This window comes from Streptomyces minutiscleroticus, assembly GCF_014650875.1.
GTDB classification, from domain to species: domain Bacteria; phylum Actinomycetota; class Actinomycetes; order Streptomycetales; family Streptomycetaceae; genus Streptomyces; species Streptomyces minutiscleroticus.
The window spans coordinates 58,295-78,402 of the sequence record NZ_BMVU01000038.1 but is presented as its reverse complement, the minus strand read 5'-3'; the positions used below and the strand labels follow the sequence as shown (position 1 = coordinate 78,402).

20 protein-coding genes and 1 pseudogene are annotated in these 20,108 nt (G+C 72.5%); 18 read left to right on the top strand and 3 right to left on the bottom strand.

What is annotated here, in order from left to right; translation table 11 throughout:
* Nucleotides 1-484 (bottom strand): oxidoreductase (locus IE271_RS29015; RefSeq protein ID WP_444546146.1); only part of this gene is annotated, 484 nt, incomplete at its 3' end.
* Between the two features lie 129 nt (nt 485-613).
* Here IE271_RS29015 and IE271_RS29010 point away from each other — a divergent pair.
* Together IE271_RS29010 and IE271_RS44370 are read left to right on the top strand one after the other, a co-directional pair.
* On the top strand, nt 614-1,009 hold the full coding sequence (locus IE271_RS29010) for a MerR family transcriptional regulator (protein ID WP_190193429.1): 396 nt from the start codon (nt 614-616) through the stop codon (nt 1,007-1,009).
* 157 nt (nt 1,010-1,166) lie between these two features.
* Nucleotides 1,167-1,717 (top strand): annotated as a pseudogene (locus IE271_RS44370) (IS701 family transposase); the annotation flags it as partial.
* Nucleotides 1,718-1,816: 99 nt separating this feature from the next.
* On the opposite strand, the gene IE271_RS29000 reads toward IE271_RS44370, so the two are convergent.
* The gene (locus tag IE271_RS29000) at nt 1,817-2,473 is read right to left on the bottom strand and encodes a bifunctional DNA primase/polymerase (RefSeq protein ID WP_190193428.1); all 657 of its coding nucleotides are present in this window, start codon (nt 2,471-2,473) and stop codon (nt 1,817-1,819) included.
* A gap of 469 nt (nt 2,474-2,942) precedes the next feature.
* Here IE271_RS29000 and nsdA point away from each other — a divergent pair, with 469 nt between their 5' ends.
* The 5 genes from nsdA (at nt 2,943) to ffh (ending at nt 10,654) form a co-directional block, all read left to right on the top strand.
* Nucleotides 2,943-4,418: a transcriptional repressor NsdA gene (gene nsdA / locus IE271_RS28995; RefSeq protein WP_190193427.1), complete on the top strand. Its 1,476-nt coding sequence runs from the start codon at nt 2,943-2,945 to the stop codon at nt 4,416-4,418.
* A gap of 308 nt (nt 4,419-4,726) precedes the next feature.
* On the top strand, nt 4,727-6,085 hold the full coding sequence (locus IE271_RS28990; RefSeq protein WP_190193426.1) for an ammonium transporter: 1,359 nt from the start codon (nt 4,727-4,729) through the stop codon (nt 6,083-6,085).
* On the top strand, nt 6,082-6,420 hold the full coding sequence (locus IE271_RS28985; protein ID WP_190193425.1) for a P-II family nitrogen regulator: 339 nt from the start codon (nt 6,082-6,084) through the stop codon (nt 6,418-6,420). Before IE271_RS28990 ends, IE271_RS28985 begins: the two co-directional genes overlap by 4 nt.
* Nucleotides 6,421-6,457: 37 nt before the next feature.
* Entirely contained in the window at nt 6,458-8,974 is a 2,517-nt protein-coding gene (locus tag IE271_RS28980) for a [protein-PII] uridylyltransferase (RefSeq protein ID WP_190193424.1), read from the top strand.
* A gap of 123 nt (nt 8,975-9,097) precedes the next feature.
* Complete coding sequence (gene ffh / locus IE271_RS28975; protein ID WP_190193423.1) at nt 9,098-10,654, top strand: signal recognition particle protein; 1,557 nt, start codon at nt 9,098-9,100, stop codon at nt 10,652-10,654.
* A 176-nt stretch (nt 10,655-10,830) separates the two neighbouring features.
* On the opposite strand, the gene IE271_RS28970 is transcribed toward ffh, so the two are convergent.
* Nucleotides 10,831-11,688, bottom strand: coding sequence for an SAM-dependent methyltransferase (locus tag IE271_RS28970; protein ID WP_190193422.1), 858 nt, complete (start codon nt 11,686-11,688; stop codon nt 10,831-10,833).
* A 672-nt stretch (nt 11,689-12,360) separates the two neighbouring features.
* Here IE271_RS28970 and IE271_RS28965 point away from each other — a divergent pair.
* The 11 genes from IE271_RS28965 (at nt 12,361) to IE271_RS28915 (ending at nt 20,102) form a co-directional block, all read left to right on the top strand.
* Nucleotides 12,361-12,957 carry a hypothetical protein gene (locus IE271_RS28965; RefSeq protein ID WP_190193421.1) on the top strand — a complete coding sequence of 199 codons (597 nt, stop codon included), beginning with the start codon at nt 12,361-12,363 and terminating at the stop codon, nt 12,955-12,957.
* A 398-nt stretch (nt 12,958-13,355) separates the two neighbouring features.
* On the top strand, nt 13,356-13,781 hold the full coding sequence (gene rpsP / locus IE271_RS28960; protein WP_190193420.1) for a 30S ribosomal protein S16: 426 nt from the start codon (nt 13,356-13,358) through the stop codon (nt 13,779-13,781).
* Between the two features lie 2 nt (nt 13,782-13,783).
* Nucleotides 13,784-14,023, top strand: coding sequence for an RNA-binding protein (locus tag IE271_RS28955; RefSeq protein WP_031100565.1), 240 nt, complete (start codon nt 13,784-13,786; stop codon nt 14,021-14,023).
* A gap of 147 nt (nt 14,024-14,170) precedes the next feature.
* Nucleotides 14,171-14,773, top strand: coding sequence for a ribosome maturation factor RimM (rimM, locus tag IE271_RS28950; RefSeq protein WP_190193419.1), 603 nt, complete (start codon nt 14,171-14,173; stop codon nt 14,771-14,773).
* The gene (gene trmD, locus IE271_RS28945) at nt 14,773-15,606 is read left to right on the top strand and encodes a tRNA (guanosine(37)-N1)-methyltransferase TrmD (RefSeq protein ID WP_190193418.1); all 834 of its coding nucleotides are present in this window, start codon (nt 14,773-14,775) and stop codon (nt 15,604-15,606) included. Before rimM ends, trmD begins: the two co-directional genes overlap by 1 nt.
* A 134-nt stretch (nt 15,607-15,740) precedes the next feature.
* Nucleotides 15,741-16,091 (top strand): 50S ribosomal protein L19, encoded by a 351-nt coding sequence (gene rplS, locus IE271_RS28940; RefSeq protein WP_189854084.1) that lies wholly within the window; start codon nt 15,741-15,743, stop codon nt 16,089-16,091.
* A gap of 45 nt (nt 16,092-16,136) precedes the next feature.
* The gene (gene lepB, locus IE271_RS28935; protein WP_190193417.1) at nt 16,137-16,853 is read left to right on the top strand and encodes a signal peptidase I; all 717 of its coding nucleotides are present in this window, start codon (nt 16,137-16,139) and stop codon (nt 16,851-16,853) included.
* Nucleotides 16,846-17,916: a signal peptidase I gene (gene lepB, locus IE271_RS28930; RefSeq protein WP_190193432.1), complete on the top strand. Its 1,071-nt coding sequence runs from the start codon at nt 16,846-16,848 to the stop codon at nt 17,914-17,916. Before lepB (IE271_RS28935) ends, lepB (IE271_RS28930) begins: the two co-directional genes overlap by 8 nt.
* Nucleotides 17,813-18,742, top strand: coding sequence for a signal peptidase I (gene lepB / locus IE271_RS28925; RefSeq protein ID WP_190193416.1), 930 nt, complete (start codon nt 17,813-17,815; stop codon nt 18,740-18,742). The genes lepB (IE271_RS28930) and lepB (IE271_RS28925) overlap by 104 nt, the downstream gene beginning before the upstream one ends.
* Before the next feature lie 81 nt (nt 18,743-18,823).
* Nucleotides 18,824-19,570 carry a signal peptidase I gene (gene lepB, locus IE271_RS28920; RefSeq protein WP_190193415.1) on the top strand — a complete coding sequence of 249 codons (747 nt, stop codon included), beginning with the start codon at nt 18,824-18,826 and terminating at the stop codon, nt 19,568-19,570.
* Entirely contained in the window at nt 19,560-20,102 is a 543-nt protein-coding gene (locus tag IE271_RS28915; protein WP_190193414.1) for an NUDIX hydrolase, read from the top strand. Before lepB (IE271_RS28920) ends, IE271_RS28915 begins: the two co-directional genes overlap by 11 nt.
* Nucleotides 20,103-20,108 lie beyond the last annotated feature (6 nt).

Sequence of the window (20,108 nt, the reverse complement as noted above, 5' to 3'; positions counted from 1 at the left end):
CGGCGCGCCGGGCGGCCTCGGCGTACGAGCGGGCCTGCTCGGGCACCTCGGCGGTCTCCAGGGCGCGGGGCAGGGGCGCGGGCTGCGGCCCGGTCGGCGTGAACACCTCGCCCACGGCGGCGACCGCGGACGGCCCGACCGGCTGGAGGCCGGTGGTGTCGGGATGCGAGACCCGGCCGCCGTGCATGAGCTGGGCGAAGATGCGCCCGCCGTTGGCGTGCACGGCGCCGGTGACGGGCCGCCAGGAGGCCATCTGCTCGTCGGTGTGCAGGCCGGGGGTGCCGGGGTTGGACTGCCCGAGCAGGCTCGGCTGCACCCCCTCGCTGACGATCAGCCCGGCGCTGGCCCGCCGGGCGTAGTGGACCGCCATGGACGGGGTCGCAAGACCCGAGGCCGCTGCCCGGACCCGGGTCATCGGGGCCATCACGACGCGGTCGGGCAGTTCCAGGTCACCGAGACGGTGGCGGTCGAACAACGTGGCCATGCCGGTACTCCTGGCACTCGTCCGTACTGGTAGGAGGACCCGGAGCAGCGGGCCCGACAGGTAACCTAAAAGCTGACATTCATGTGAGAGGCAAGTCATGTGGCCGGAGTCACAGACAGGAGTAACGAGATGCGGATAGGCGAACTCGCCGCGCGCACTGGAGTCAGCGTCCGCTCACTGCGCTACTACGAGGAACAAGGGCTGCTCACCAGCACCCGCAGCGCGGGCGGACAGCGGCACTACACCGACGCCGAGGTCGAGCGGGTCGCCTTCATCCAGCATCTGTACGCAGCCGGGCTCTCCAGCCGCACCATCGTCGAACTGCTGCCGTGTGTGGACTCGCCCAGCCATGACAACTCCGACGCCGCTATGGAGCGCATGGCCCAGGAACGGGACCGGCTCTCCGCCCACATCGAGAAGCTGCAGCACACCCGCGACGCGCTCGACGCGCTCATGGCCGCGAACCAGGCCCACCGCGACACCCCTCGGGCGAACTGTAGTGCCATGGCGGCTTCGTTCGTCTAGTACTCCAGCCTGGGTCGCGATCTTGTCGCGGACCCGGCTGGGAACGGGTACAGCCACCGCGTGATCACCGGGGGTTGTGTGGACTCCTGAAGATCGTGCGGTGGCCGCGGGCCATAGCGTGGACCCTGCCCGCTGGCGGGCGATGTCCGACCAGGTCATGGCCCGGATCGCGGGACGGTTCGGCCGAGTTGAGCCGCGGGCCACCGCCCGCGCCTACCTGCTCGGGCTGCTGTCGAATGCCGAGCGCAAGAACTGCTGGCAACTGGCCGGACAGGCCGGTCTTGCCCGCCCGGGCCTATGCAGCGCCTGCTGCGCTACGCCCGCTGGGACGCCGATGCCGTCCGGGACGACCTGCGCGCTTACACCGTCGACCACCTTGGCACCCACGGCGGTGTTCCGGTCGTGGACGAGACGGGTTGTGTGAAGAAGGGCCGGGCCTCGGCGGGAGTGCAGCGGCAGTACACAGGCACCGCAGGACGCATCGAGAACAGCCAGGTCGGCGTGTTCCTCGCGTTGGCCACCGAGCGGGGGCGGGCGCTGATCGACCGCCGGCTCCACCTGCCCGAGCGCTCCTGGTCCACCGATCCCCGGCGCCGCCACGCGGCCGGTACACCCGACGAGGCGCAGTTTGCGACCAAGCCCCGCCCGGCCGCAGAGATGATCGCCGCCGCGCTGGACGCCGGCATCACCCCCTCCTGGGTGACCGGCCCTGGCGCGGACGTCACCAGGCAACAGCCCGACGCAGCCACCACCGACGACGAACCGCCAACGAATCAACCGGGTAGATCGCGAAACGGGACTGGAGTACTAGCCGGCCGAGCGGTGCGCCACGTAGGCCAGCGCGCCCAGCAGCAGCCGCGCCTGCGGCGGCTTCGTCGCCGAGTCCAGGGAGGGGGAGCGCAGCCAGCGGACCGGGCCCAGGCCGCCGCGGTCGGAGGGCGGTGCCGTGACGTACGTACCGGGGCCGAGGCCGCGCAGGTCGAGGGCCGTGTCGTCGTCCCAGCCCATCCGGTACAGCAGCTCGGGCAGGCGCGCCGCGGCGCCGGGGGCCACGAAGAAGTGCGCCCGGCCGTCGGGGGTGGCGGTCACCGGGCCCAGCGGCAGCCCCATCCGCTCCAGGCGGACCAGGGCGTGCCGCCCGGCCGCCTCGGCGACCTCGATGACGTCGAAGGCGCGCCCCACCGGCAGCATCACCGAGGCGCCGGGGAACTCGGCCCAGGTCCTGGTCACCGCGTCCAGGGTGGCGCCGGCCCGCAGGACCGGGGCGAAGTCCAGCGGGTGCGCGCCGGGCGCGCGGCAGTCGACCCGCCCGCAGGAGCAGGCGCCCGAGGCCGCCCGGGCACCGGGGACCACGTCCCAGCCCCACAGTCCGGTGAACTCGGCCACCGCCGTGCACTCTGACGTACGGTCGCGGCGCCGTGAGCCGGACCGCATCTCCCGGATGCCGCCGATCGTGAAGCCCATGCCCCCTCCAACGGGTCCAGCGCGCCATCGGTTGCGCGGCGTCACCGTAACGTGACTTTCTGTTCCGGTCGGACCGCCTCCCGCCGGTCGCGAACGGCGTCGCGGGGACGCCGTGGTGGCGCCCGGTTGCATCCAGGGTGGTGCGCTCGACTGCATGCGCCCTGTCGCGCGGCGTCCCTCCTGCCCCCGGGTTGTCATGTGTCAAGTGAAACGCTTGCAGGCAACCTCTAGTTCATTCGAAGGGGTGGCGAATGGTGGCGTTTCGGAGTACGCCATGGCTGGGCGGGTGATCGTAGGATTACTTTGAGTGCACGAGTCCTGGGGGCACGCGCGCTCGTGGTTATGCCGGAGGCAAGCCGGTTGCTTGTTCGACGGAGGAGAAGCGTCGGACCCGCCGCCGTGAGCACCGGCATTCTGGTAGGGCTTGGCGCACACAGCGCACGAGCGGTTTCAGGGATGGGGGCTTCCAGTGGGCGGCAACGGCGGGAGCGGCACGAACGCTGACAAGCGCCCCAATGAGTTGCTGAACTCGTGGTTCGTGCGCAGCGGCTGGTCCAAGGGCGAGCTCGCCCGGCAGGTGAACCGCCGCGCGCGGCAGATCGGCGCCAACCACATCTCCACCGACACCTCGCGGGTGCGCCGCTGGCTCGACGGGGAGAACCCTCGCGAGCCCATCCCGCGCCTGCTGTCCGAGCTGTTCTCCGAGCGCTTCGGCTGCGTCGTCGCCGTCGAGGACCTGGGTCTGCGCACCGCCCACCGGTCCCCGTCCGTCTCCGGCGTCGACCTGCCCTGGACCGGCCCCCAGACCGTCGCGCTCATCAGCGAGTTCTCCCGCAGCGACCTGATGCTCGCGCGCCGCGGCTTCCTCGGCAGCTCCCTCGGCCTCGCCGCCGGGCCCGCCCTCGTCGAGCCCATGCAGCGCTGGCTGGTGCCGACGCCCGCGACGGTGCACCGGGACCCCGAGCCCCCCGCCTCCGTGCGCCGCGGCGGCCGGCTGTCCAAGCCCGAGCTGGACCTGCTGGAGTCCACGATCGTGATGTTCCGGCAGTGGGACGCCCAGTGCGGCGGCGGCCTGCGCCGCAAGGCGGTCGTCGGCCAGCTGCACGAGGTCACCGACCTGCTCCAGGAGCCGCATCCCGACGCCACCGGCAGGCGTCTGTTCAAGGTCGCCGCCGAGCTGGCCGAGCTGGCGGGCTGGATGAGCTACGACGTGGGGCTGCAGCCCACCGCGCAGAAGTACTTCGTGCTGGCCCTGCACGCGGCCAAGGAGGCGGGCGACAAGCCGCTCGGCTCGTACATCCTCTCCAGCATGAGCCGTCAGATGATCCACCTCGGACGGCCCGACGACGCGCTCGAACTCATCCACCTCGCCCAGTACGGCAGCCGCGACTGCGCGAGCCCGCGCACCCAGTCGATGCTGTATGCGATGGAGGCCCGCGCCTACGCCAACATGGGCCAGCCCGGCAAGTGCAAGCGGGCGGTGCGCATGGCCGAGGACACCTTCGCCGACGTCGACGACCTCGACGAGCCCGAGCCCGACTGGATCCGCTTCTTCTCCGAGGCCGAACTGCACGGGGAGAACTCCCACAGCTACCGCGACCTCGCCTATGTCGCCGGCCGCAGCCCCACCTACGCCTCGCTCGCCGAGCCCGTCATGCAGCGGGCCGTCGACCTCTTCGGCAAGGACCCCGAGCACCAGCGCTCGTACGCGCTGAACCTCATCGGCATGGCCACCGTCCACCTGCTGCAGCGGGAGCCGGAGAAGAGCACGGAGCCCGCCCGGGAGGCCATGGCGATCGCCCGCAAGGTGCGCTCCGAGCGGGTCAACACCCGCATCCGCAAGACCGTCGACACGGCCGTGCGCGACTTCGGCGGCCTCGCCGAGGTCGTGGACCTGACCGAGCAGCTCGCCCTCGCCCTCCCGGAGACCGCCGAGGCGGTCTGACCCCCAGACGCCGGTCACGGCCGGCCATCCCGAACAGCCCGACTCGGCTCCCCCGCGCCAGGCCCTCGGATGGCCGCCGTGGCCGGTTTCCGCCTTCGGACAAGGTTGCGCCACGATAACGATCGGCCCGCACGGCATCAGGCAGTTCACGGAGGCGTAACACCCAGGACCTCTTCGTCACTGCGGCGAAACAACGAGGGGCGTCGACCGAAACGGCGCTGCGCCAGTCTCGTGGCGCATAAAGCCCACCCCCTCACGACCGCTCAGGCTTCGCCCGCACGGGGCCGTACCACGACGAGGAGACGCCGATGGCACCAGCCATCACGCTAGCCGCAGACGCGCCCACGCTGTCTGCCGCCAACACCGGCTTCATGCTCATCTGCTCCGCCCTGGTGATGCTGATGACCCCGGGCCTGGCCTTCTTCTACGGAGGCATGGTCCGCGTCAAGAGCACCCTGAACATGCTGATGATGAGCTTCATCAGCCTCGGGATCGTCACGATCCTGTGGGTGCTCTACGGCTTCTCCCTCGCCTTCGGCACCGACTCGGGCAGCGTCATCGGCTGGTCCTCCGACTTCGTCGGACTCAGCGGCATCGGCAAGACGGAGCTGTGGGACGGCTACACCATCCCGGTCTACGTCTTCGCCGTCTTCCAGCTGATGTTCGCGATCATCACGCCCGCGCTGATCAGTGGCGCCCTCGCGGACCGCGTGAAGTTCACCGCCTGGGCGCTGTTCGTCACCCTCTGGGCCACGATCGTGTACTTCCCGGTCGCGCACTGGGTCTGGGGCACGGGCGGCTGGGCGTTCGACCTCGGCGTCATCGACTTCGCCGGCGGTACGGCGGTCCACATCAACGCCGGTGCCGCGGCCCTCGGCGTGATCCTCGTCATCGGCAAGCGCGTCGGCTTCAAGAAGGACCCGATGCGCCCGCACAGCCTGCCGCTGGTCATGCTCGGCGCCGGTCTGCTGTGGTTCGGCTGGTTCGGCTTCAACGCCGGCTCGTGGCTGGGCAACGACGACGGCGTCGGCGCGCTGATGTTCGTCAACACGCAGGTCGCCACCGCCGCCGCCATGCTCGCCTGGCTCATCTACGAGAAGATCCGCCACGGCGCGTTCACCACGCTGGGCGCCGCCTCCGGCGCGGTCGCCGGCCTGGTCGCCATCACCCCGTCCGGCGGCGCGGTCTCCCCGCTCGGCGCGATCGCGGTCGGCGCCATCGCCGGTCTGCTGTGCGCCATGGCCGTCGGCCTGAAGTACAGGTTCGGCTACGACGACTCCCTCGACGTGGTCGGCGTCCACATGGTCGGCGGCATCGTCGGCTCCCTGCTCATCGGCTTCTTCGCCACCGGCGGCGGCCAGTCCGACGTGGCGGGCCTCTTCTACGGCGGCGGCCTCGACCAGCTCTGGAAGCAGCTCGCCGGTGTCGCCGGCGTCCTCGTCTACTCGCTGGTGGTCTCCGCGGTCCTCGCCTTCCTGATCGACAAGACGCTCGGCATGCGCGTCGGCGAGGACGACGAGGTGTCCGGCATCGACCAGGTCGAGCACGCCGAGACCGCATACGACTTCAGCGGCGCCGGCGGCGGTGCGGCCCGTACCGTCGGTACCGTTCCCCCCGCCCCCGCCCGGGAGACCCCGGCAGCGCCGAGCAAGAAGGTGGACGCATGAAGCTCATCACGGCGGTCGTGAAGCCGCACCGGCTCGACGAGATCAAGGAGGCCCTGCAGGCCTTCGGGGTCCACGGGCTGACGGTCACCGAGGCCAGCGGCTACGGCCGGCAGCGGGGACACACCGAGGTCTACCGGGGTGCCGAGTACACGGTCGACCTGGTACCCAAGATCCGTATCGAGGTGCTGGTCGAGGACGGCGACGCCGAGCAGCTGATCGACGTCGTCGTCAAGGCGGCCCGTACCGGCAAGATCGGGGACGGCAAGGTCTGGTCCGTCCCGGTCGAGACGGCCGTGCGGGTGCGGACCGGGGAACGCGGTCCCGAAGCGCTGTAGAGAGAACGACCGAGGGACGACAGGCAGGAGCCGCCGGGTGACGAGCACGGACGTACGTACGGACGCAGAGGACTCGGGACCCGGCGGTTACGCGGCGGCCCGGCTGCGCCTCCTCCAGGAGGGGGCGCGGTCCGGGCCGCCGCGCCGTGCCGCCCTCGCGAAGCTGACGGACGACTGGCTCAAGGAGCTGTTCGACGCGGGGGCCCAGGGCCTGCGCGGCGTCTCCCTGGTCGCCGTCGGCGGCTACGGACGCGGCGAGCTGTCGCCCCGCAGCGATCTCGACCTGCTGCTCCTGCACGACGGCAGCGCCGACACGGACGCCGTGGCCGCCCTCGCCGACCGCGTCTGGTACCCCGTGTGGGACCTCGGCCTGGCGCTCGACCACTCCGTGCGCACCCCGGACGAGGCCCGCAGGACCGCGGGCGAGGACCTGAAGGTGCAGCTCGGCCTGTTGGACGCCCGCCACCTCGCCGGCGACCTCGGGCTCACCGCGGGACTGCGCACGGCCGTCCTCGCCGACTGGCGCAACCAGGCCCCCGAGCGCCTGCCCGAACTCCGGGAGCTCTGCGCCGAACGGGCGCAACGCCAGGGTGAACTGCAGTACCTGCTCGAACCCGACCTCAAGGAGGCCCGCGGCGGCCTGCGCGACGTCACCGCCCTGCGCGCGGTGGCCGCCTCCTGGCTCGCCGACGCCCCGCGCGAGGGCCTCGACGACGCGCGCCGGCGGCTGCTCGACGTGCGCGACGCCCTGCACCTGGCCACCGGCCGCGCCACCGACCGCCTCGCCCTCCAGGAGCAGGACCAGGTCGCGGCCGGGCTCGGCCTGCTGGACGCCGACACCCTGCTGCGCCAGGTGTACGAGGCCGCGCGCGTGATCTCGTACGCCGGCGACGTCACCTGGCGCGAGGTCGGGCGCGTGCTGCGCTCGCGGGCCGTACGACCCCGGCTGCGCAGGCTGGTGGGGGAGCGGAGCGACTTCCTCAGAAGGGCGGTGGCGGGTGACGGGAGGGCGGCGGGCAAGCCCGTCGCGGAGCGCTCGCCGCTCGCCGAGGGCGTCGTCGAGCAGGACGGCGAGGTCGTCCTCGCCCGCGCGGCCCGCCCCGAGCGCGACCCCGTGCTGCCGCTGCGCGCCGCCGCCGCGGCCGCCCAGGCCGGGCTGCCGCTGTCGCTGCACGCGGTGCGGCGCATGGCCACCGCCGTCCGGCCGCTGCCCACGCCCTGGCCCGCCGAGGCGCGCGAGCAGCTGGTGACCCTGCTCGGCGCGGGCCGGCCCACCGTCGAGGTCTGGGAGGCGCTGGAGGCCGAGGGACTGGTCACCCGGCTGCTGCCCGACTGGGAGCGGGTGCGCTGCCGCCCCCAGCGCAACGCCGTGCACGTCTGGACCGTCGACCGGCACCTCATCGAGACGGCCGTCCGCGCCGCCGCGCTGACCCGCCGCGTCCACCGCCCCGACCTGCTCCTGGTCGCCGCGCTGCTGCACGACATCGGCAAGGGCTGGCCCGGTGACCACTCGGTGGCCGGCGAGATCATCGCCAAGGACGTGGCCGCCCGCATCGGCTTCGACCGCGCCGACGTGGCCGTGCTCGCCGTCCTCGTCCGCCACCACCTGCTGCTCGTGGAGACGGCGACCCGGCGCGACCTGGACGACCCGGCGACCGTACGGGCCGTGGCCGAGGCCGTCGGCACGCAGGGCACGCTGGAGCTGCTGCACGCGCTGACCGAGGCGGACGCGCTGGCCACCGGTCCCGCCGCCTGGTCCTCGTGGCGCGGCTCGCTCGTGGCCGACCTGGTCAAACGGGTCTCGGCCGTGCTCTCCGGGGACGAGCCGGCCGACCCGGAGGCCGCCGCGCCCACCGCCGAGCAGGAGCGGCTCGCGGTCGAGGCGTTCCGCACCGGCGGCCCCGTGCTCGCGCTGCACGCGCAGACCGAGCCGCCCGCCGACGAACCCCCGGCCGACCCGGAGCCGCTGGGCGTGGAACTGCTCATCGCGATCCCCGACCAACCCGGCGTGCTGCCCGCGGTGGCCGGAGTCCTGGCCATGCACCGCCTCACCGTGCGCACCGCCGAACTGCGCGCCCTGGAACTGCCCGAGGGCGTCCACGGCGACGGCGGCGACGGGGCGGGCTCCGTGCTGCTGCTCGACTGGCGCGTCGCCGCCGAGTACGGCTCGCTGCCGCAGGCCGCCCGGCTCCGCGCCGACCTCGTCCGCGCCCTGGACGGCTCCCTGGACATCGCGGGCCGCCTGGCCGAGCGGGACGCCGCCTACCCGCGGCGCAGGGGCACCCCGGCGCCGCCGCCGCGCGTGACCGTCGCCCCGGCCGGCTCCCGGCTCGCCACGGTCATCGAGGTCCGCGCCCAGGACGCCCCCGGCCTGCTGCACCGCATCGGCCGGGCGCTGGACCTGGCGAAGGTGCGGGTGCGCAGCGCGCACGTGTCCACGCTGGGCGCCAACGCGGTGGACGCCTTCTACGTCACCGGTCCCGAGGGGGCGCCGCTGCCCGGCGAGGAGGCCGCCTCGGTGGCGCGGACGCTGGAGGAGGCGCTGCGGGCCTGAGCCGCGTCCGCGGGGTCCTCCGTCCGCAGGTCCGGGCAGGGGTGGAGACCGAGTGCGCGCGGCCGGATACCCTGGAGGGCGACCTGTCCGCTTCCGTTCCCGACCCGAGGATTCGCGACCGCCGTGTTCGACACTCTTTCCGATCGCCTCGCAGCGACTTTCAAGAACCTCCGCGGCAAGGGACGCCTGTCCGAGGCGGACATCGACGCCACGGCGCGCGAGATCCGTATCGCACTGCTGGAGGCGGACGTCGCGCTGCCCGTCGTGCGGGCCTTCATCAAGCAGGTCAAGGAGCGGGCCCTCGGCGCCGAGGTGTCGCAGGCGCTCAACCCCGCCCAGCAGGTCATCAAGATCGTCAACGAGGAGCTCGTCGGCATCCTCGGCGGCGAGACCCGCCGGCTGAGGTTCGCCAAGCAGCCCCCGACCGTGATCATGCTCGCGGGTCTGCAGGGTGCGGGTAAGACCACCCTCGCGGGCAAGCTGGGCCGCTGGCTCAAGGGCCAGGGCCACGCCCCGCTGCTGGTCGCCTGCGACCTCCAGCGCCCCAACGCCGTCAACCAGCTGAGCGTGGTGGCCGAGCGCGCCGGCGTCGGCGTCTTCGCCCCCGAGCCGGGCAATGGCGTGGGCGACCCGGTCCAGGTCGCCAAGGACTCGATCGAGTTCGCCCGGCAGAAGCAGTACGACGTCGTCATCGTCGACACCGCCGGCCGCCTCGGCATCGACCAGGAGCTGATGCAGCAGGCCGCGGACATCCGCGACGCCGTCAGCCCGGACGAGGTCCTCTTCGTCGTCGACGCGATGATCGGTCAGGACGCGGTCAACACCGCCGAGGCCTTCCGCGACGGCGTCGGCTTCGACGGCGTGGTGCTCTCCAAGCTCGACGGCGACGCCCGTGGTGGTGCCGCCCTGTCGATCGCGCACGTCACCGGCCGCCAGATCATGTTCGCCTCCAACGGCGAGAAGCTGGACGACTTCGACGCGTTCCACCCGGACCGCATGGCGTCCCGCATCCTCGGCATGGGCGACGTGCTCACGCTGATCGAGAAGGCCGAGCAGACCTTCTCGCAGCAGGAGGCCGAGAAGATGGCCTCCAAGCTGGCCTCCAAGAAGGGCCAGGACTTCACGCTCGACGACTTCCTGGCCCAGATGGAGCAGGTCAGGAAGATGGGCTCGATCTCCAAGCTGCTCGGCATGCTCCCGGGCATGAACCAGATCAAGGACCAGATCAACAACCTCGACGAGCGCGACGTCGACCGCACGGCCGCGATCATCAAGTCGATGACCCCGGGCGAGCGCCAGGACCCGACGATCATCAACGGCTCGCGCCGCGCCCGTATCGCCAAGGGCTCCGGCGTCGAGGTCAGCGCGGTGAAGAACCTGGTCGAGCGGTTCTTCGAGGCCCGCAAGATGATGTCCCGCATGGCCCAGGGCGGCATGCCGGGGATGCCCGGGATGCCGGGCATGCCGGGGATGGGCGGCCCCGGCCGGCAGAAGAAGCAGCCGAAGAAGGCCAAGGGCAAGCAGCGTTCGGGCAACCCGATGAAGCGCAAGCAGCAGGAGCAGGAGGCCGCCGCGCGCCGCGAGGCCGCGGCCCAGGCGGGCGGCGCGTTCGGCCTGCCGGGCGGGGAGCAGGCCCAGGACTTCGAACTGCCGGACGAGTTCAAGAAGTTCATGGGCTGACGCGCGGACGCGGGGACCTCCTCCCCGCCGTGCACGCGACCGGGGCGCCCCTTCGCCGAAGGGGCGCCCCGGCCCGTTTTCCGTACCGGTTCCGTCCCTCGGGGCCCGCCGTGCGCGGCGCCTGCGGCCCGCGGCGTACGCGGACCGGGCCGCCCGCGTCCTACGGCGTACGCCTCCTACGGCGTACGCGCGATCAGATACCGGAAGACGTTCGGCATCCACACCGTGCCGTCCTTGCGCCGGTAGGGATGCAGCGCCTCCCTCAACTCCTTGTCGACCTGCACGTGGTCGGCCGCCGCCAGGGCCGCGTCGAACAGGTCCGTCGACTTCAGGCCACGCACCGCGCTCTCCGTGTCCGCGTAGCCGAAGGGGCACGCCACGCGGCCCGACCCGTCCGGCCGCAGGCCGGCCCGCTGCGCGACCTCCTCCAGGTCGTCCCGGAGGGCCGGCCGCCAACCGGCCGAGGCGCGCAGCGGATCCGCCAGCCGGGCGGCGACGCGCAGCACGGACGAGGTGGCGCAACGTTCCGGCGGGCCCCAGCCGGCGAGCACCACCGCCGCGCCGCGCTCGGTGAGCGGTGTCGCCGCCGCGAGCAGGTCGGCGAGCCCTTCGGAGTCGCCGGCCAGACAGCCGATCGGCTCGAAGGCGGTGACCATGTTGTACGCCGGCGCCTGCGGGTCGGCCGCGTCCTCGGGGCCGCCCTCGACGATGCGGGCGGCGGCGCGTGCGCGTGAGCCGTACGCCTGGGGGAGGAGCCGCTCGCGCGCCAGGGCCAGCCGTTCGGGGGCCCGGCAGTCGACACCCGTGACCGCGGCACCGCGCGACGCCGCCATGAGGAGGGCCAGTCCGGAGCCGCATCCGAGCCCGAGGAGCCGGGTGCCGGAGCCCACATCGAGTCGTTCGTGGACGGCTTCGTAGAGCGGCACCAGCATCCGCTCCTGGATCTCGGCCCAGTCACGCGCGCGTGCGCACTGGTCCACCCGGGGCGCGGGCCCCGCGTGAGGAAGGTGCGGCCGCACGAGCGTAGGTGTCATGGATAAGCGCCCCAATCCGCCGAGAGGTGTGGTCGTGTTCTGATCCGTCCGCCCCCGTGCAGTGCGTGCGCACTCCCCTCGACTCAGGAAACTCCGCGCCCGTCATGGAGTCCAGGGGTTTCGGCACTCTGCTTGTGTGCCACTTGTGCGCGCCCCCGTGCGCCGCCCGACGCGCTCCCGGACCGGTGCGTGAGGTTCCGCGCGGCACGCCGCCGTACCGCGCCGGCCGGGGTGAGGACTCCGGTTCCCCGCCGCGCGCGGATTCCGTGGACGTCTTCGGAGAGGACTCCTCGGAGAGGACGGCGAGGCGCGTCCGGCCGGACGTCCGGTGGCGGTACGGTGTCTGATCGCCGGAGGGCGGGCCGGTCCCCGTGGACGACGGCGCACCCGGTAACGTCGCCGTCGTGGCCCGCGCGTACCGAGGGCGCCCGTTCCGGGCCGAAACACCTCTTGCGCCTCCGACGACTCCGGGTCCTGCGGCGCGCGTAGAGGATCTACGCGCCGGGGCGTACGCGTAACTACGTACTGACTTGGTGTGAGCTGTGTGGCTTTTCCGCAGATCAGCGCACCCGCCCTCGTCCGGACGCATCAGTGGCAACTGACGGGTACGTGCAAATTATTTGGGATGCCCCGGAATAGGAACACAGCGGCACCCAGGCTCGTTCTCACGACGTGAGCACGACACCACCTGTTCTCGCCGCAGAGCTGGCAGGAGCGTGGGCCGACATTCAGCGGCACCACCCCGAACTGCCCGATCTTGCCGCGCCCGAGTCCCTGATCGGGGAGTCGTCGTCCGCCTGCGGACACGAACTCTCCTTCGAACGACTGCTCCACGAGGCAGTCCACGGCATCGCCGCCGCCCGCGGGGTGCGCGACACCTCACGTGCCGGTCGATACCACAACCGCAGATTCCTCGCCATCGCCGAGGAGTTGGGCCTGGACCACCCGGAGGAGCCGCACCCGAGCAGCGGTTTCTCACTGGTGACGCTCAACCCCGAGGCCAGGCGCCGTTACCGTCCGACCATCGAGAGGCTGCAGCGCGCGCTCAAGGCCCACACCGCAGCGACCGCCGCCGACTCGGCCCGCAGCTTCCGTGGCCCGGCCGCACGGCACGGCTCGTCCGGCGGCGGCGTCCGCGTCAAGGCCGTCTGCGACTGCGGGCGCAACGTACGGGTCGTCCCGTCCGTGCTCGCCCAGGCCCCCATCGTGTGCGGGGGCTGCGGCAAGCCGTTCCGCATCCCCGAGGCGGTGGCTGCGGCGGCGGGCTGAGCCGGCCCGAACCCGACCGGTGCGGGTGCCGCGGGGCGCTCCGCGGCACCCGCACCCCGACGTCCGCGGCGGACGGCGCGGCGCGCCCCATGTGCGAGCGCCCCCCCGTCGCCGCGCCCGTGCGCGGCCCGCAGCGCGCGGACGGCCCGGTGCCGTGGACGCTCCGGCTGCCGCGGACGCCCAGCTGCCGCGCCGTCCGGGCCTGTGGCCGTGTCCGGCGCCGCCCCTCCCGGGTCGGGCGGCCCCGTCACGTATGGCACAATGGCTAGCTGTACTCGACAGCCGCACAGGACCCCTCTCTCCTCCGGCTGACGCGTCCATCGGGCACTCGGGTACCGCAACCCCACGCGGCTTCCTCGCCGTGCCCAACCACGTCAAATCCAGGAGAACCCACTCCCGTGGCAGTCAAGATCAAGCTGAAGCGTCTGGGCAAGATCCGTTCGCCTCACTACCGCATCGTCGTCGCCGACTCCCGTACCCGCCGTGACGGCCGGGCCATCGAGGAGATCGGTCTGTACCACCCGGTGCAGAACCCGTCCCGCATCGAGGTCGACGCCGAGCGCGTGGCGTACTGGCTGGGCGTCGGCGCGCAGCCGACCGAGCCCGTGCTCGCCATCCTGAAGAAGACCGGCGACTGGCAGAAGTTCAAGGGCGAGCCCGCCCCGGCTCCGCTGCTGCAGCCGGCCGAGAAGGCCGCGCGTCCGTCCTTCGACGCCCTGGGCGGCGAGGACGAGGGCAAGGGTGAGGCCATCACCCAGAAGAAGAAGGCCGAGAAGAAGGACGAGGCGGCCGCCGAGTCCTCCTCTGAGTCGACCGAGGCCTGAGCATGCTCGAGGAGGCTCTCGAGCACCTCGTGAAGGGCATCGTCGACAACCCTGACGATGTGCAGGTCGCCTCGCGCGACCTGCGCCGCGGACGCGTTCTCGAGGTCCGGGTGCACCCGGACGACCTCGGCAAGGTGATCGGCCGCAACGGCCGCACCGCTCGCGCCCTGCGCACCGTCGTGGGCGCCATCGGCGGCCGCGGCATCCGCGTCGACCTCGTCGACGTGGACCACGTCCGCTGACGCAGAACGCAGCACCGGCTCGGGCCGGGGAGGGCCTCCGGCCGTCCCCGGCCCGCAGTCGTTCCGGCGGCCCGTGGCCGTTCCGGTGAAGCAGTGCCCCTCAGCGAAGCCGTGCCGCCCAGGCACACGACAGGAGATCCAGAACCAGTGCAGCTCGTAGTCGCACGCGTCGGCCGCGCCCACGGCATCCGGGGCGAGGTCACCGTCGAGGTACGCACCGACGAGCCGGAACTGCGGCTCGCTCCCGGCGCCGTCCTGGCCACGGACCCCGCGTCCGCCGGTCCCCTGACCATCGAGACCGGACGCGTGCACAGCGGCCGGCTCCTGCTGCGCTTCGCGGGCGTGGGGGACCGCACCGCCGCCGAGGCGCTGCGCAACACCCTGCTGATCGCCGAGATCGACCCGGACGAGCGGCCCGAGGACCCCGACGAGTACTACGACCACCAGCTGATGGACCTGGACGTCGTCACCGTCGACGGCGCGGAGGTCGGCCGGATCACCGAGATCTCGCACCTGCCCTCGCAGGACCTGTTCGTGGTGGAGCGCCCGGACGGCACCGAGGTGATGATCCCGTTCGTCGAGGAGATCGTCACCGAGATCGACCTGGCGGAGCAGCGGGCGGTGATCGACCCGCCGCCGGGGCTCGTCGACGGCCACGCGGAGGTCGCGTCCGCGCGCGACGCCGCAGCCGAGGACGACGACGCCGAGGACGACGACGCCGGGAGCGGCGCTCCGGGGGCCGGCGCCTGATGCGGCTCGACGTCGTCACGATCTTCCCCGAGTACCTCGACCCGCTGAACGTCTCCCTCGTGGGCAAGGCCCGCGCGCGCGGACAGCTCGACGTCCGCGTGCACGACCTGCGCACGTGGACGTACGACCGGCACAACACCGTCGACGACACCCCGTACGGCGGCGGTCCCGGCATGGTCATGAAGACCGACCCCTGGGGCGACGCGCTGGACACCGTGCTCGCGGACGGCTACGAGACGGGCGCCCGCGGCCCCGTCCTGGTGGTGCCCACCCCCAGTGGGCGCCCCTTCACCCAGGAGCTCGCCGTGGAGCTCTCCGAGCGCCCCTGGCTGGTCTTCACGCCCGCCCGCTACGAGGGCATCGACCGCCGCGTCGTCGACGAGTACGCCACCCGGATGCCGGTGTACGAGGTGTCCATCGGCGACTACGTGCTCGCCGGCGGCGAGGCGGCCGTCCTGGTGATCACGGAGGCCGTGGCCCGGCTGCTGCCCGGAGTCCTCGGCAACGCCGAGTCGCACCGCGACGACTCCTTCGCGCCCGGCGCCATGGCCAACCTCCTGGAGGGCCCGGTCTACACGAAGCCGCCCCACTGGCGCGGCCGGGAGATCCCCGAGGTGCTGCTCAGCGGGCACCACGGGAAGATCGCCCGCTGGCGCCGCGACGAGGCCCTGCGGCGGACCACCGCGAACCGCCCCGACCTCATCGAACGCTGCGATCCCGCCGCCTTCGACCGCAAGGACCGCGAGATGCTGTCCATCCTGGGCTGGGAGCCGGATCCGGACGGGGCCCCGGCCGGTCGATTTTGGCGCAGGCACGAGACCGTGGAAGAATAGGCGGCTGTTGTCCGTCGTCCGGCGCGCGCCCCTGCCACAGGGGGACACGACGCCCGCTCCGACACGGACGGCACACCTTCCCGGAACCAGTTCCCGCTGATGACCTGTGGCATCGGCGAAGAAAGCAGACGATCATGTCTCACCTGCTCGACTCCGTCGACTCCGCGTCGCTCCGCGACGACATCCCGGCCTTCCGCCCGGGCGACACCGTCAACGTCCACGTCCGCGTCATCGAGGGCAACCGCTCCCGTGTGCAGCAGTTCAAGGGCGTCGTCATCCGCCGCCAGGGCGCCGGTGTCCGCGAGACCTTCACGGTCCGCAAGGTCTCGTTCTCCGTCGGCGTCGAGCGCACCTTCCCGGTGCACACCCCGATCGTCGAGAAGATCGAGCTCGTGACCCGCGGTGACGTGCGCCGCGCCAAGCTGTACTACCTGCGCGAGCTGCGCGGCAAGGCCGCGAAGATCAAGGAGAAGCGCGAGAACTGATCTCGCGCGGAGGGTCCGCGGGCGTCCGGATAGCATCTGGCCTCGATGGACACCGAAGCACAGCAGACGGAGCGCGGCCGCTCCCCCCTTCCTGGTGGCACCGAGGAGACCTCGGACACCGGGGAGGCGGGGGAGCGGCCGCGCTCCGTCTGCGCGTCCGGGGTCGCCCGGTGGCTCCCCGGTGGCCGGATCAGCCTGACCCTGCTGGCCTGCCTGGTCTTCCTGCTGCTGGTCAGCCGATTCGTGGTGCAGCCCTTCGAGATTCCCAGCGGTTCCATGGAGCCGGGATTGAGGATCGGGGACCGCGTTCTCGTAAATAAGTTGGCGTACCGTTTCGGTGCCGACCCGGAGCGCGGGGACGTCGTCGTGTTCGACGGCGCCGGGTCCTTCGGGAACGCCGACTACGTCAAGCGGGTGGTCGGTGTGGGGGGAGACCACGTGGTCTGCTGCGACAGGCAGGGGAGGATCGAGGTGAACGGCCGGTCCGTCGACGAGACGGCGTTCGTGTACCCGGGGGACGCCCCGTCGGAAGCCCGCTTCGACGTCGTCGTGCCCTCCGGCGCCCTGTTCGTCCTCGGCGACCACCGGGGCGAATCCAGCGACTCCCGCGACCACCTGGGCTCCCCGGGCGGCGGCATGGTCCCCGTGGACGACGTCGTCGGCAGGGCGGACTGGATCGTCTGGCCGACGGCGCACTGGACGCGGCTGCCCCGCCCCGACGCCTACGCGCGCGTGCCCGGCGCCGGCGGTGCCCGTGGGTAGCCGCGGCAGGCCGCGCGGCGGCCACCGCGTCGACACCCGGCTGCCCACCGGATACCGGCCCACCAGCGGTCCCGTCCTGCCCGGCCGGGCCGACCGGCGCAAACTGGCCAGGAAGGTCAAACGCCGCCGGCGACGCTCGGCGATCAAGGAGATACCCCTCCTCGTCGGCGTCGCCCTGGTCATCGCCCTCGTTCTGAAGACCTTCCTCGTCCAGGCCTTCGTGATCCCGTCGGGCTCCATGGAGCAGACGATCCGGATCGGTGACCGCGTCCTCGTGGACAAGCTCACCCCCTGGTTCGGCGCCAGGCCGCAGCGCGGCGACGTCGTCGTCTTCAAGGACCCCGGGAACTGGCTGGAGGAGGAGCAGGGGCAGCAGAAGGACGACCCCGTGGTCGTCAAGCAGGTCAAGGAAGGGCTCACCTTCATCGGGCTGCTGCCCTCCGAGGACGAGCGCGACCTGATCAAGCGGGTCGTCGCGGTCGGCGGCGACACCGTCGAGTGCTGCGACAAGCAGGGCCGCATGACGGTCAACGGCACGCCCCTGGACGAGCCCTACATCAACCCCGGCGACGACCCCTCCGCCTTCCCGTTCGAGGTGAGGGTGCCGCAGGGGCGCCTCTTCGTGATGGGCGACCACCGCTCGAACTCGGCCGACTCGCGCTTCCACCGCGACGAGAAGTACAGCGGCACGGTGTCCGAGGAGGACGTCGTCGGCAGGGCGGGCTGGATCGCCTGGCCCTTCGACCACTGGACGCGTCTGGAGGAGCCGGACACGTACGCCTCGGTGCCCGACGCGCCCGACGGGTCGGCCACGGCCCTCGGCCCGTCGCATAGGGTGGCCTCCGCGGATCTCAACGGAATGATCCCGCTCCCGATCCCTGCGGAACTCCCGCTCGTTATGGGAGTGGTGGGCCTGCACCGCATCCGGCGCAGGCGGCGGTACGGCATGAGGAGTGGATGTGGGGGATGTGGCGGTCGGCGCACGATCCGGACACGATGGCCCCGAGGAGCAGCCGGAGCGGGTGGAGGGCGTGACCTCGGACGACGTCGTGGCCTCGGGTGAATCCGGCGACGACGGCTCCCGCGCGCGCGACGGGGCCGGCCCCGGGCCGAAGAAGCAGCGGTCCTTCTGGAAGGAGCTGCCGCTGCTCGTCGGCATCGCGCTGGTCCTGGCGCTGCTGATCAAGACCTTCCTGGTGCAGGCGTTCTCGATCCCCTCGGACTCGATGCAGAACACGCTGCAGCAGGGCGACCGGGTGCTGGTCGACAAGCTCACGCCGTGGTTCGGCTCCGAGCCCGAGCGCGGCGAGGTCGTGGTCTTCAACGACCCGGACGACTGGCTGGCGGGCGAGCCGACGGCCTCGCCGAACGCGGTGCAGACGTTCCTCAGCTGGATCGGCCTGATGCCGTCCTCCGAGGAGAAGGACCTGATCAAGCGGGTCGTCGGCGTCGGCGGCGACACGATCGAGTGCCAGGGCACTGGCCCGCTGAAGGTCAACGGCAAGGCGCTGAACGAGCCCTATGTGTACCCCGGGAACACGCCGTGCAGCCAGGACGACCAGGGCGGCCAGTTCAAGGTGAAGGTGCCCGAAGGCAAAATCTGGGTCATGGGCGACCACCGGCAGAACTCGCTGGACTCCCGGTACCACCAGTCGGACGAGAACGGCGGGTTCGTGCCGGTGGACAAGGTCGTGGGCCGTGCCATCGTGATCGCCTGGCCGCCCACCCGCTGGGACACGCTGCCCGTGCCGGACACCTTCGACCAGAACCTGGGCGCCGCGGCCCCGGGCGCCCTCGGCCTCGCGGGCGCCGTACCGCTGGTGCTGTGGCGCCGGCGTCGCCTCACCGCGGGAAACGGCAGGGTTTCTGAGGCGGGTACCGCCGGGTAGGGTGCCGTCCCAGGTCACCGATCTTCCATGGCCATGACCAGACCGGGAAGGCGGGTCTCTCCGAGCCGGAGGAGCACTGGGATGGGCGGAACAGGTCGTACGGGCGAGGGCCGCGGACGGCTCGGCAGCGTGCTGTCGGGGCTGGCCGTGGCCCTCGGCTGTGTGCTCTTCCTCGGGGGCTTCGCCTGGGGCGCGATCGTCTACCAGCCGTACACCGTGCCCACCGACTCCATGTCGCCCACCATCGCCGCCGGCGACCGGGTCCTGGCCGAGCGGATCGGCGGCGGCGAGGTCGAGCGCGGTGACGTCGTCGTCTTCAAACAGGCCAGCTGGGGCGACCTGCCGATGGTCAAGCGGGTCGTGGCGGTCGGCGGCGACACGGTGGCCTGCTGCACCGACGGCAGGCTGACCGTCAACGGCGAGAAGATCGACGAACCGTATCTGCGCCCGGGCGAGCCCGCCGAGGCGGGCACGATCCCGGAGGTCACCGTGCCCAAGGGCCGGCTCTTCCTGCTCGGCGACGAGCGCAGCGGCTCCCTCGACTCCACCGCCCACCTCACCGAGGCGGGCAACGGCACGGTGCCGCGCGGCGCGGTCAGCGCCCGCGTCGACGCGATCGCCTGGCCCATGGACGGCATGCTGGAGCGCCCCACCGGCTTCGAGACGCTCGGCGCCGTCTCGGAGCCCGGCCCGCTGCGCCCCGTCCTCGTCCTGATCGTGGCGGGCGCGGTGCTCGTACTGGGCGGCGGTGCGTACGGGCCGATCGCCAAGCGCGGCGAGCGCCGCCGTGCGCGGGCCGCGGCCGAGGAGCGGGCCCTTGCCGGCTGAGGCGGCCGGCGGGCCGGACGGCGGACCGGACAGGGCGGCCTGCGTGCCGGGTGAGCTGCGCAGGGTCGCCCGGGTGGTGCTGCTCGACCCGGAGGACCGGATCCTGCTGCTGCACGGCCACGAGCCGGAGGACCCGGCGGACGACTGGTGGTTCACGCCCGGCGGCGGCGTGGAGGACGGCGAGACGCGCGAGCAGGCCGCCCTGCGGGAGCTGGCGGAGGAGACGGGGCTGACCGGCGTCGAGCTGGGGCCGGTGCTGTGGCGCCGGACGTGCTCCTTCCCGTTCGCGGGGCGCCGCTGGGACCAGGACGAGTGGTACTACCTGGCCCGCACCGTCCGTACGGAGACCCGGCTGGCGGCCCCGACCGAGCTGGAGCGGCGCAGCGTCGCCGGAGCGCGCTGGTGGACGTTGCAGGAACTGTCCGAGGCGCATGAGACGGTGTACCCGACCAGACTCGCCGGGCTGCTGCGCAGGCTGCTCGACGAAGGACCCCCGGCCACACCCGAGACCCTCGACACGGAAATCGTCTAGGCGCTC